This window comes from Cellulosilyticum sp. I15G10I2 (assembly GCF_900095725.1).
In the GTDB taxonomy this organism is placed as follows: Bacteria; Bacillota; Clostridia; order Lachnospirales; family Cellulosilyticaceae; genus FMMP01.
Genome location: NZ_FMMP01000006.1, coordinates 571077 through 583636, shown reverse-complemented (window position 1 = coordinate 583636; position 12560 = coordinate 571077). Strand labels below are relative to the sequence as shown.

At 33.6% G+C, this 12560-nt stretch carries 11 protein-coding genes; 3 read left to right on the top strand and 8 right to left on the bottom strand.

Going from position 1 to position 12560, the window contains the following annotated elements; all coding sequences use genetic code 11:
- Nucleotides 1–4 precede the first annotated feature (4 nt).
- From plsX to pta, 5 genes are all read right to left on the bottom strand, one after another.
- Nucleotides 5–994, bottom strand: a complete 990-nt coding sequence (plsX, locus tag BN3326_RS02740) for a phosphate acyltransferase PlsX (RefSeq protein WP_069997575.1) — start codon at nt 992–994, stop codon at nt 5–7.
- A gap of 77 nt (nt 995–1071) precedes the next feature.
- A complete protein-coding gene (rpmF, locus tag BN3326_RS02735; RefSeq protein ID WP_069997574.1) occupies nt 1072–1248 on the bottom strand; it encodes a 50S ribosomal protein L32 in 177 nt (58 codons plus the stop codon).
- Nucleotides 1249–1268: 20 nt separating this feature from the next.
- Complete coding sequence (locus tag BN3326_RS02730; RefSeq protein ID WP_069997573.1) at nt 1269–1772, bottom strand: YceD family protein; 504 nt, start codon at nt 1770–1772, stop codon at nt 1269–1271.
- Between the two features lie 64 nt (nt 1773–1836).
- Nucleotides 1837–3033 carry an acetate/propionate family kinase gene (locus BN3326_RS02725; protein WP_069997572.1) on the bottom strand — a complete coding sequence of 399 codons (1197 nt, stop codon included), beginning with the start codon at nt 3031–3033 and terminating at the stop codon, nt 1837–1839.
- 32 nt (nt 3034–3065) lie between these two features.
- The gene (gene pta, locus BN3326_RS02720; RefSeq protein WP_069997571.1) at nt 3066–4055 is read right to left on the bottom strand and encodes a phosphate acetyltransferase; all 990 of its coding nucleotides are present in this window, start codon (nt 4053–4055) and stop codon (nt 3066–3068) included.
- A 168-nt stretch (nt 4056–4223) separates the two neighbouring features.
- Between pta and BN3326_RS02715 the strand changes: the two genes are divergently transcribed.
- Complete coding sequence (locus BN3326_RS02715) at nt 4224–5465, top strand: nucleotidyltransferase (RefSeq protein ID WP_069997570.1); 1242 nt, start codon at nt 4224–4226, stop codon at nt 5463–5465.
- An 80-nt stretch (nt 5466–5545) separates the two neighbouring features.
- Nucleotides 5546–6679 carry a nucleoside recognition domain-containing protein gene (locus BN3326_RS02710; protein ID WP_069997569.1) on the top strand — a complete coding sequence of 378 codons (1134 nt, stop codon included), beginning with the start codon at nt 5546–5548 and terminating at the stop codon, nt 6677–6679.
- Nucleotides 6680–6744: 65 nt separating this feature from the next.
- Here BN3326_RS02710 and codY read toward each other — a convergent pair whose 3' ends face one another.
- The 3 genes from codY to dprA all read right to left on the bottom strand — a co-directional run bounded on the left by codY (nt 6745) and on the right by dprA (nt 10897).
- Nucleotides 6745–7503 (bottom strand): GTP-sensing pleiotropic transcriptional regulator CodY, encoded by a 759-nt coding sequence (gene codY, locus BN3326_RS02705; protein WP_069997568.1) that lies wholly within the window; start codon nt 7501–7503, stop codon nt 6745–6747.
- Nucleotides 7504–7719: 216 nt separating this feature from the next.
- Complete coding sequence (gene topA / locus BN3326_RS02700; protein ID WP_069997567.1) at nt 7720–9792, bottom strand: type I DNA topoisomerase; 2073 nt, start codon at nt 9790–9792, stop codon at nt 7720–7722.
- Between the two features lie 13 nt (nt 9793–9805).
- A complete protein-coding gene (dprA, locus tag BN3326_RS02695; RefSeq protein WP_069997566.1) occupies nt 9806–10897 on the bottom strand; it encodes a DNA-processing protein DprA in 1092 nt (363 codons plus the stop codon).
- Nucleotides 10898–11012: 115 nt separating this feature from the next.
- Between dprA and BN3326_RS02690 the strand changes: the two genes are divergently transcribed.
- Entirely contained in the window at nt 11013–12527 is a 1515-nt protein-coding gene (locus BN3326_RS02690; RefSeq protein ID WP_069997565.1) for a YifB family Mg chelatase-like AAA ATPase, read from the top strand.
- The last annotated feature ends 33 nt before the right edge of the window (nt 12528–12560 follow it).

The window sequence follows — 12560 nt, the reverse complement described above, 5'->3', positions numbered from 1 at the left end:
TATTTTAATTTAAATTGTTTGTAATTTTATTGACTAGCTGATTATTAATAAATCCTTCCGTTTGAAGAATCGTACTATATATTTCTTGCGCTTTAGAACTTCCATGAGTCTTAACAACTAATCCATTAACACCAAGAAACGGCGCACCACCTTTAGTTGAATAATTAAATTTATCTTTAAGTGTATAGATACCTTTTTTGAGTAATAGTGCAGCAAACTTCGTTTTAAAATTACGCATAAATTCTGTTTTAAGCATAGATAATATCCACTTTCCAAAGCCTTCCATGAATTTAAGCACTATATTACCGACAAATCCGTCACAAACCAATATATCTACTTTACCTTCTGTAATTTCTCTTGCTTCTACATTGCCATAGAAGTTAATCTCCCTATCCTCACTTAAAAGCTTAAAAGCTTCTTTAGTAAGCTGATTTCCTTTTTCTTCTTCAGCACCTATATTAATAAGACCAACTTTAGGTTTTGATACCCCCAGACATTGCTCCATATAAACGCTTCCCATACGTGCAAACTGTTTAAGATAGTTCGGCTTTGCATCTACATTAGCACCACAATCTATTAGCAATGAATAGCCTGTTTTAGTAGGAATGATGGGTGCTAGTGCAGGTCTTTCGACACCCTTTATTCTTCCTACAATTAAGGTCGCCCCTGTAAGAAGTGCTCCTGTACTTCCTGCACTTATAAATCCATCAACTTGTTTTTCTTTCAAAAGTTTCAGGCCTACCACCATAGAAGATTGCTTTTTCTGCCTTATTGCAATGACTGGTGAATCTTCCATCGTTATCACCTCATCTGCATGAACTATATCAATTTTAGATACATCATATGTATAAGCGGATAACTTTTCTTTGATGATTACTTCTTCTCCGACCAAAACTAATTTGCACGAAACATCTTTAGATGCTTTTATACACCCTTTAATGATTTCATCTGGCGCATGATCGCCGCCCATTACATCAATTGCTATTTTTGGCATAGTCATCACCTCTATCTTTCTCTATATTGAAATTAAATATACAAAAAGACAGCTAAAAGCTGTCTTTTTAACAAAAATTAATCTACTTTTACAACAACGCGATTAGCATAAGAACCACAAGCTTTGCATACACGGTGTGGCATCATTAACTCACCACATTTAGAACACTTTACTAAATTAAGTGGAGAAAGTTTCCAATTTGCCTGTCTTTTATTTCTTCTGGCTTTTGACGTTTTTCTTTTTGGTACTGCCATTTTAACACCTCCTCTTGATACTACTCTTCACTTTGAGGGCGAAAAATATTTTTTAACTTTTCAAGTCGTGGATCGATGTCTGCATCTTGACAATTGCATGTATGCTCATTGGCATTAATACCACATACATTGCACATGCCCTTGCAATCTTCCCTACATAAACATTTCATAGGTACACTTAGGTAAACTGCTTCTGCTATAACATCAGACAAATCAATGTTTGATTTTGTAACATGAATTATATCTTCATCTTCCTTAATAAAATCTGTTGAAAATTCTTTATATAATTCCGCATGAATAGGATATTCAAATTCACTAGTGCAACGATCACATAATAGCTTTATTGTAGAAGCTATATTCCCTCGTACTAAATACCTATTACCTTTTTTCGCTACAGTGCCTGTTATACTTACAAGGCAACTTTTTGCATTACTAGATAAATTAAGTCCTAAGAGTGACACAGCTTGTTCACCTTTAAAAGTTACTTCTGACTTATTTGTAAGGTCATGGATATCAATCTTCATTTTTTTCACTCCATTAAGTAACACTTCTGTAATTATACCTATATGAGGATTATTTGTCAATGACTTATTTATTAAGGAGTTGTACTGAATCTCTCGCAATCATAAGTTCTTCATTTGTAGGTACTAAAAGCATTTTAACTTTTGCATTTGATGTAGATAAATCTCGCTCTACGCCACGGCATTTATTTTTTTCAACATCGATTTCAACACCTAACCAAGTAAGCATGTTTGCAACTTCTTCACGCATAATAGCATTATTTTCTCCAAGGCCTCCGGCAAACGCAATGGCATCCACGCCATTCATTACAGCAGCATAAGCACCAATGTAACTTACTAGTCTATGTTGGAATGCATCCATAGTAAATCGAGATACTGGATCACCTGCAACAACACCATCTTCAATTTCTCTAAAGTCACTTGACATCTCTGATAATGCAAGTACACCAGATTTTTTATTTAGAATACCATCTACTTCTTTTCCACTTAAACCTTCTTTTTCCATCAAAAATGGAATAATAGCTGGATCAATGTCTCCTGAACGTGTTCCCATAATAAGTCCTGGAAGTGGTGTAAAGCCCATTGAAGTTTCGACTGATTTGCCGCCTTTAACTGCACAAACACTCGCCCCATTACCAAGATGACAAACGATAACTTTTGTATCTTCTAAAGGTTTTCCAAGCATTACAGCTGCTCTTTCTGAAACATATTTGTGAGATGTTCCATGGAATCCATATTTACGGATGCCATACTTTTTATAATATTCTTGTGGAATAGCATACATATAAACTGATTTGTCAATTGTTTGATGGAATGCCGTATCAAATACCGCTACCATAGGCACCTTTGGCATAAGTTCTTTACATGCATTGATTCCCACTAAGTTAGCTGGGTTATGCAGTGGTGCTAAATCTATACATGCCTCTAAAGCTTTTATTACCTCATCTGTAATAACTACTGAAGAACTAAATTTTTCTCCTGCATGTACAACTCTATGTCCTACAGCTTTGATTTCATCTACAGACGTAATACATGCTGTTTTACCTTCTGTTAACATAGCTATCATTTTTTCAAAAGCTACCTTATGATTAGCTATGTCCCCTTCTGCTTTAACAGCATCTTTTCCTTCTGTTGTATGTTTAATAAATGAACCTTCAATCCCTATTCTTTCACATATCCCTTTTGCAATTACACTTTCATCATCCATATTTAATAATTGATACTTAAGAGAAGAACTTCCGCAATTTACAACTAATACGATCATTTTTATACACTCCTTAAAGACTTTAATATTTTTTATTGTGCTTGAACAGCAGTAATAGCTACAACCCCTACAATATCTTCAACACTGCATCCCCTTGATAAATCATTAACTGGCTTTGCAATACCTTGTGTAACAGGGCCATATGCCTCTGCCTTTGCTAAACGTTGTACTAATTTATATCCAATATTCCCAGCGTCTAAATCTGGAAATACAAGCACATTGGCATATCCAGCTACTTCACTGCCAGGTGCTTTAGCTTGGCCTACTTCTCTAACAATAGCAGCATCTAGTTGCAATTCTCCATCTATTTTCAGCCCTGGTGCCATCTGTTTTGCAAGTTTAGTTGCTTCTACTACTTTATCAACATCTACGTGTTTTGAGCTGCCATAAGTAGAATGAGAAAGCATTGCTACAACTGGCTCATCGCCTACTAGTTGCTTAAAGCTACCAGCTGAACTCTGCGCAATAGCTGCGAGTTCTTCAGCATTTGGATTTTGATTAAGCCCCGCATCCGAGAAAACAAATATGCCTTGACTACCCATATCACAATCAGGCACTACCATCACAAAAAATGATGATACCAGTTTTGTATTAGGTGCAGTTTTTAATATTTGCAAAGAAGGCCTAAGCACATTAGCTGTAGAATTAATAGCACCGGCTACCATTCCATCTGCTTTTTGCTCTTTAACCATCATAACGCCTAAAAACAATGGATCACTGTATAATAATTCTTTTGCCTTATCATAAGTCATCCCTTTACCTTTTCTAAGCTCTACAAGTGCTGCAATATATTTTTCCATATCTTCAAATACTTGTGGATCTACAATTTCAGCCGCTGCTAAATCTAAGCCTTCAGCTTTACTGATTATCGCATCTTTATTTCCAATAAGTATTATATTCGCAAGTTCCTCTTGCAATATTATATGTGCTGCTTTTAAGGTACGAAGATCTGTTGTTTCTGGTAAAACTATTGTTTTTTTGTTATTTCTTGCTCTAGTTTTAATGACTTCTAAAAAAGACATATATAAACCCCTTTCAAATTTTTCCTTTCGAATTACCCTCAGTACTATTATATTCAATGTATCTATTGTATACAAGAGCCAAATGAAAATTTATTGCTTTTATCTCCTTTATTAAACATTTTTTTTATTATAGAATAGAAGTAAACCAGTATCCTAGGAGGAATAGTCATGCATATAACTGGCATTGTAGCTGAATATAATCCATTTCATAATGGGCATTTATACCAATTAAATCAAACTAAAGAACTAACGCAGTCAGATTTTGTGATTGCAGTAATGAGTGGAAACTTTACACAACGAGGTACGCCAAGTATTGTTAATAAGTTTGTACGTACACAAATGGCCTTGTCTTCTGGCATAGATATGGTGTTAGAGCTTCCAGTTCCTTTCGCTACTGCAAGCGCTGAACGTTTTTGTGAGGCAGCTGTTTCTATTTTAAATAAAACAGGCATAGTAAACACCATCTCTTTTGGAAGTGAAATAGGTAACATAGATTTATTAAAAGATATCGCTCATGTTTTATCCGATGAACCCCCTGCTTTATCGCAGCTTATTAAAAACTTCTTATCTAAGGGATATAGTTTTCCAAGAGCACGTCAAGCAGCTATTACCAATTACTTTTCTTCTGCTGAACATAATTTATATTCATTGGAGGATATACAAAAGGCAGTAGAAAATCCTAATAATATATTAGGAATAGAATATATTAAAGCATTGATAAAATATAATACCAATATCTCGCCGTTAACTATTAAACGTCAAGTCTCAAACTATCATGATACCCATATTTATGCTTCAATTGCTTCTGCAACTGCCATAAGAACACAGCTGCTATCTCATCAAACTGAGTCAATCAAACAGTGTATGCCTCATGAAAGTTATAGGTTGCTTATGGAACATGCTGGTTCCATTCCAACATTAGATCATTTAAGTGACTTTCTACACTATAGGCTTATTTTTTCCAATAAAGAGAGTTTATATTCTCTTTGGGATATACCAAAAGATATGATCTTTTCTATTTTGAACTGTTTTACTGAAAAACTATCTATTTTAGATGTAATTAATGAAGTCACCTCTAAAACTTATACAAGGGCTACTGTTCAACGCACACTCTTTAGAATTTTATTAAATATCCTGCAAGATGATATGCATAGATTAGAAATTCTAAATTGGATTCCTTACATTAGAGTCCTTGGATGCAGAAAAAAAGCTACTGTTCTTTTATCAGAAATGACCAAACACGCAAGTGTTCCTATTATTACTAGTCTCAAAGATTCTCATTCTTCGCTTAACCTAGAATCTAAATTTCTCTTAGACTACGAACTAAAGGCGAGTGGTATTTATCAATACATCACCAAAAATGTCAGAAGCTATCACCAGGATTTTACCCATCCTTTTATTAAGCTTTAATAGGGGTATAGCGTATTTTTCTGGACGATCCCTCATATAATAAAAACAATAAGTTTGTCTTATAGAGGAGGGCATCTAATGTGTCTAAAAAATATATAATTGCTTTTGGAGTTATATTTATCATTGTAATGTTGATCTTATCTCCTAATATTTGTATCATTGCTGCTAAAGAAGGGCTTTTGTTATGGTTTAATAAAATACTTCCTTCTTTGCTTCCTTTTATTATTCTAATTAATATTTTATCTCAGTTAAATGTTATGAAAGGTATCAGCACAATTTCTTCTCCACTCACACAAAAAATCTGGCGGCTTCCTGGCAGTAGCTTGTTTGCCTTTGTTATGGGATTCGTTGCAGGATATCCTATGGGAGCTAAAGTGATCAGGCAGCTTCTAGATAGCGAGGCCCTATCTACCTCTGAAGCCCAAAAATTACTTTGTTTTAGCAATAACTGTGGTCCTCTATTTATAATAGGTACCGTTGGTACACTTATGCTAAACAGCTCCACCATAGGATATTTTTTATTACTAGTACATATTTCATCCGCAATATTATTAAGTTTCATTTTTTCTTTCTATAAAAGTATGCCTCTTAATAACCATCGCAAATCGCATTCTAGTCAAAAAAAAGTATCTTTTACCTTTTCTTACATATTTAATGAGGCGGTACGAAATGGCATGGATACAATAGTATACATAGGCGGATATATTATATTCTTTTCCGTTATTGTAAGTATTTTAAAATCTTCTTCAACTATTATGAACATATCGAATGCTTCTTTAGTACACCCTGGCACGCCATCAGCTTTTTTAGGTTTTATAACTGGACTATTAGAATTGTCAAATGGTGTAAGTATGCTATGTAATTCAAATGAAATTTCTTTATATTTATTGGCACTGATTTCTTTTATGATCAGTTGTGGAGGCATATGTATCTATTTCCAGACCTCCTATGTTTTAGGAGATTGCAGCATCTCTCTCATCCCTTATGTTATTGCCAAACTTATGCAAGGCACACTAAGCTTTGTATTATGCTATCTTCTTTATCCACTATTTACTGTTTATACACTAAAAACACCTAGCTTTTTTGAAATAAGGTGGTTATTTATATTAATAGGTACTATAACTCTATTTGTTTATATTATTCAATTCTTAAATTATATTTACTTTAGGCAACCTCAGAATTCTTTAAAAACTAAATACACCTATAATTGTTAATTTTCTTATAGCCACCCAAATCAAAAAATGCTAAGTATATACTTAGCATTTTTTGATTTGAATAATTATCTTCTTAATTTAGCAAGCTCATCTAGAAGTGCATGATTAAGCACTTTAATATAAGTACCCTTCATACCTAAAGATCTTGATTCGATCACTCCTGCACTTTCAAATTTACGCAGCGCATTAACAATAACTGATCGCGTAATGCCTACTTTGTCAGCTATTTTACTAGCTATAAGTAATCCCTCACTGCCATCTAATTTTTCAAATATATGGAAAATAGCTTCAAGCTCTGAATAGGATAAGGTACTTATTGCAGATTTTACAATAGATACTCTGCGTTCTTCTGCGTCATTTTCGTCTTTTAAAGAACTTAAAATTTCAACTGCTACGATTGTTGCACCATACTCTGCTAAAATTAAATCCTCTGTAGAGAAATTGCCTTCACCTTTTTCTTTATAGAGTAAAAATGTTCCGAGTCTTTGTCCTCCAGCTATAATAGGAACTACACACGCTAAGTAGTTTGCACTATTAGGCACTTCTGGAAAAAGTGTTTCAAAAGAAATGTTCTCTTTTAAATCTAAAATAGTCATAAACTGATCATTAACTGAATAATCAATATACTGATCTTCATTGGCAAACTGATGTGGGATGGTACTGTTTACTCCTAAAAGCTTGCTTTTATAACCGACAACTAGCGCATTTGATTTAGCAACATCACTGATTACTTCACATATATCAGAAAAAATAACTCTATCTGAACCAAATCTTTGTAGTAATCTATTGACCTTACGCATTTTTTGTAATAACTCTTGAGACATAATATCTCCTCCTTAAAAATTGTATGAATTATAATCTAAAGGTTCTATATACTTTAGTATGTTCAAAAAATTAGAAATTATACACGCTTCCAATTAAAAGGACAAAGCCGATTCTACAACTTTGTCCTTTAATAAACAAATAATAACACAATTTGACAAAAAACTCAATATATAAATGTAAATAATAATACTATAAATATTTAACAAATTGTAAATTTACTTTTTATTTTGTTTTCCATAATTACATTTAGTATTACGACATACAATTTTTTTATTTTTCGCAGTGCCTTTTTCAACTAATACATCTTCACACACTGGACACTTGTCACCTGTCGGTTTCTCCCAAGACATAAACTCACAAGTTTCTCCATTATTTTCACAACCATAATAAGTTCTGCCTTTTTTAGTTTTTTTAAGCAGTACTTTCCCCCCGCATAATGGACAGTGAATGCCTGTATCTTCATACCAAGGCTTAGTAAAGTTACAGTCTGGAAAACTTGGACAACCTAAAAATTTTCCGTATTTACCATATCTTACAATCATATTCACACCGCATTTTTCACAGGGAATGTCAGTTGTTTCTGTTAGATCAATATTTTGTATTTCATTTTCAGCCTTATTAACCGTTTGATTGAAGTGAGGATAGAAAGATTTAATAATTTCTTTCCACTCTACATTGCCCGATGCGATTTCATCTAGTATTCTTTCCATATTTGCTGTAAAATCTACATCAACTACTTCATCAAAGTACTCTAACATAATCTGATTAACAACTTCTCCCAGTTCTGTTGTGTAGAGATTTTTACTTTCTTTAACAATATAGCCTCTTGCTAAAAGCGTTGTAATGGTAGGTGCATAAGTACTAGGCCTTCCTACACCATTTTCTTCTAAAGCTTTAACAAGAGCAGCCTCCGAAAAATGAGCTGGTGGCTGAGTAAAATGCTGAAGTGGGAGAATACTTGTACATTCTAACTGATCTCCTTCACTTACTTGAAACTTAGATTCTTTTTTAGGTTTTTCTTCACTTAAATTATAAACTTTCATAAATCCATCAAATAGTTCAATAGAATATGAAGCTTTATAAACATACTCCCCATTTCTAATCTTAATTGAATGTGTTTCATATTCAGCCTGCGACATCTGGCTTGCAATAAACCTATTCCAAATCATATTATACAGCTTATATTGATCTTTCGACAAATGTTCTTTGATTTCTGATGGTTTATAGTCAATATAGGTTGGTCTAATAGCTTCATGGGCATCTTGAATATTTCCCTTCTTTTGTTTGGCAGGCTGTTTTTGTTCACCTAAATAACGCTCACCAAATTTTTCTTTAATATACTCATAAGCTTCTTCTTTCGCCTTATCAGACACCCTAATAGAATCTGTACGAATATACGTTACTACGCCTACCTCTTTTTTACCAACCTTAATCCCTTCATAAAGTTGCTGTGCTATATTCATTGTCTTTTGTGTAGAAAACCCTAGATGTTTAGCTGCTTCTTGCTGAAGGGTACTTGTTGTAAAAGGCAGCACAGTATTTTTAATCCTAGTACTCTTTTTTGTACTTATAACCTTGTATTCGCCTTTTTCGCATGCCTCTATAATTCTCTTAGCTTCTTCTTCATTTTTAATTTCTATTTTTTCTTCACTTCTACTGTCAAGTTTTGCTTCAAAAGCTTTATCCTTATTATGCCTTAGATGCACTTGAATAGACCAATATTCTTCTTCAATAAATTCCCTTATTTCTTTTTCCCTGTCGCTAATAAGTCTTAAAGTAACTGATTGCACACGACCTGCACTTAGTCCTTTGCGAATTTTTTTCCATAATATCGGGCTTATTTTATAGCCAACTAATCGATCTAAGATTCTTCTGGCTTGCTGCGCATCTACAAGATCCATATTAATAGTTCTTGGATGTTTAATAGCTTCTTTAACGGCTTCTTCCGTAATTTCATTAAAAGTGATCCTATAAACCTTTTTATCCTGAAGCTTAAGCGAATTATATAAATGCCAAGAAATAGCTTCTCCTTCTCTATCCGGGTCAGTTGCTAAATAAACACATTTTGCATTCTTTACATCCTTGCGCATTTTTTGAAGCAATTCACCTTTTCCTCTTATTGTAATATATTTAGGTTCATAGTTATTTTCTGTATCAATACCTAATTGACTTTTTGGCAAATCTCGCACATGTCCTACTGATGCTTCGACTTTATAATTTTTGCCTAAAAATCTACTAATTGTATTAACCTTAGCTGCAGATTCTACAACTACTAAATTATCAGCCATATTTACCTCCTCATTAAACGCGTACGTATCTTTCCCCTGGTAGTCTTTTTATAAGTCCTTTGATTTCTAATTTAATTAAACTAGGATAAACTATTTCATAGGGAAGTTCTGTATTTTTAAATAATTCATTCAAATTAATTGGACTCTGACTTAAATAAGCATATACTATACTTTCATCTTGTGCAAGTTTACAATTATCATTTTTTAATGTATTTTTTTGCAAGGTTCCCATTTTTGTTTTAATATAAAGTGGAAACTCTTCAATAATATCATCTATTTTTGTAACACATTTCGCACCATTTCTAATAAGCTCGTTCGTCCCTGAACTTAGCTTGCTATTAATATTACCCGGTATAGCAAAAACATCTCTGTTATGCTCTAATGCTAGGTTCGCTGTAATTAACGACCCACTCTTAATATCTGCTTCCACCACCAATATCCCCATAGACATGCCACTAATAATTCTATTTCTTTTAGGAAATTGATAAGGCAGCGGTGGCGTATCTAAATCATATTCTGATATTACACACCCCTTCTGCGCAATCAAATGATAGATATCTTGATTTTGACTTGGATAGCATATATTTATACCTGTTCCCATTACTGCTATTGTATGCCCCGTTTTTAATGCACCTTTATGTGCTGCCTCGTCAATCCCATAAGCCATACCGCTAATGACAACAACTCCTTGTTCTGCTAATTCTTTAGCTAGCCTATAAGTTGTCTCAAATCCATATTCAGAACACTTTCTAGATCCTACTATACCAAGTGTTGGCTGATTTAAAAAGTTTAAATCGCCCTTAATAAATAAGATAATAGGAGGATCTGATATTTGCTTCAAATAATATGGATAGTGGTTATCTAATATATCTACTATATGAATTTTTTGATCTTCATATACTTTAATCATTTTCGAAAGATCTTCTAACGTTTCTTTTGAGTGTTCAATTTTCAATATCTGCTTATTTTCTAAATTAAATTGTTGATAGTCAGTTGCATTAGCCTCGTATATTTTTTTATAACTCCTAAAACGTTCTATCATTTTTACTTTAATATATTCAGGTATACTTAATTTATGCAGCCACATACTATATTTTTTATCCATTCAATCACCACTTTACTATATTTTTAGAAATATTTCTACTCTTATTATAAAAATGTTTAAATATTTTAAATTAAACCCATAATCTTAAAAATGGCTTTATAGAAAGGATAACCTAATGTTTTGTAAATTAAACAGTTACTCATTAAATGGCGTCAATACAATTCATGTAGATGTAGAAGTTGACATCTGCGATGGTCTTCCCGGCTTCGAAATTGTAGGTCTTCCTGATAGTGCCGTCAGAGAATCAAGAGAACGTGTAAAAAGTGCTATTAAAAATAGTGGTTTCAAATTTCCTATGCGTAAGATAACCATCAACCTAGCCCCAGCTGATGTAAAAAAAGAAGGAAGCTTATATGATCTTCCTATTGCTTTAGGCATATTATGCTGTATGGGAGAAATTCCAATATCAGCCCTTCAAAATAGTGTTTATATTGGCGAGCTTGCTTTAAACGGCAATTTAAGAGGTGTGAGAGGTCTTCTTCCTATCTTATGTTCAGTTAGTGAAAATCCTGAGTTAAACTGTATTGTGCCTTATGATAATTCACAGGAAGCTTCACTTATCCAAAAAGGAACTCTATTTCTCGCCCATAGTTTGCAAGAAGTTGTGGCATTTACTAAAAATGAACAAGCGCTTAGCAAATGTTCTAACCCCCCCCTTACGGCTGATGATATCTATGACATTGACTTTGCTGATGTAAAAGGCCAAGAAAGTGTCAAAAGAGGCCTTATGATTTGTGCTGCCGGTTATCACAACGCACTCCTTATCGGCCCACCAGGATCCGGTAAAACCATGCTAGCAAACAGACTCATTTCTATACTTCCTCCACTTACTGACGATGAGTGTATTGAAATAACCAAAATATACAGTATTGCAAATAAACTATCTAACTATGCCATCATACAAGCAAGGCCTTTTAGAACACCCCATCATACTATTTCTCCTTTAGGTCTTACAGGAGGTGGGCTCCATCCCAAGCCTGGTGAAATCAGCCTCTCTCACTTGGGCGTACTTTTCTTAGATGAATTATTGGAATTCAACAAAGGTGCTCTTGAAGTATTAAGACAACCTCTCGAGGAACACAGAGTCACTATCGCGCGTGCTAACTCTGCTGTAACTTATCCATCTAATTTTCTATTTATAGCCTCTACTAACCCTTGCCCTTGCGGCTATTATCCAAATACCAAAAAGTGCTCTTGCAGCATAAATAGTATTAAAAAATATTTAAGTAAATTATCAGGCCCGCTTCTCGATCGTATAGATGTCCATCTTGAAACACAATCACCTACAATAAATGATTTAAATGCTACTCATACCTTATCTTCTAAAGAACTCTATAACAAAGTAAAAATAGCACTTTCTATACAAGAAGAGCGCTTTAAGGATACAGATATCCTTTATAATAGTCAAATCCCGGCTAGTAAATTAAGCAAATATTGTTCTCTTACTCACGATGCACATGACCTATTAAATAGTTGGTTTGAAAACTCCTCCTCAAGTGTACGTGCTTATGATAAAATTTTAAGACTCGCTCTTACAGTAGCTGACTTAACAGAGAGTTCTCAAATAGATATTCCTCATATCAGTGAAGCTATACAATACAGACTTCTTGACCGAAAATTTTGGGCATAAAAAAACTATATTAAATGAATGAGGTCATTTAAT

Coding starts and splice junctions, on each gene's coding strand:
- BN3326_RS02730 (WP_069997573.1), bottom strand. CDS start 1,772: ATGAAGATTGATATCCATGACCTTACAAATAAGTCAGAAGTAACTTTT.
- BN3326_RS02725 (WP_069997572.1), bottom strand. CDS start 3,033: ATGATCGTATTAGTTGTAAATTGCGGAAGTTCTTCTCTTAAGTATCAA.
- dprA (WP_069997566.1), bottom strand. CDS start 10,897: ATGGATAAAAAATATAGTATGTGGCTGCATAAATTAAGTATACCTGAA.
- BN3326_RS02715 (WP_069997570.1), top strand. CDS start 4,224: ATGCATATAACTGGCATTGTAGCTGAATATAATCCATTTCATAATGGG.
- topA (WP_069997567.1), bottom strand. CDS start 9,792: ATGGCTGATAATTTAGTAGTTGTAGAATCTGCAGCTAAGGTTAATACA.
- codY (WP_069997568.1), bottom strand. CDS start 7,503: ATGTCTCAAGAGTTATTACAAAAAATGCGTAAGGTCAATAGATTACTA.
- pta (WP_069997571.1), bottom strand. CDS start 4,055: ATGTCTTTTTTAGAAGTCATTAAAACTAGAGCAAGAAATAACAAAAAA.
- rpmF (WP_069997574.1), bottom strand. CDS start 1,248: ATGGCAGTACCAAAAAGAAAAACGTCAAAAGCCAGAAGAAATAAAAGA.
- BN3326_RS02690 (WP_069997565.1), top strand. CDS start 11,013: ATGTTTTGTAAATTAAACAGTTACTCATTAAATGGCGTCAATACAATT.
- plsX (WP_069997575.1), bottom strand. CDS start 994: ATGCCAAAAATAGCAATTGATGTAATGGGCGGCGATCATGCGCCAGAT.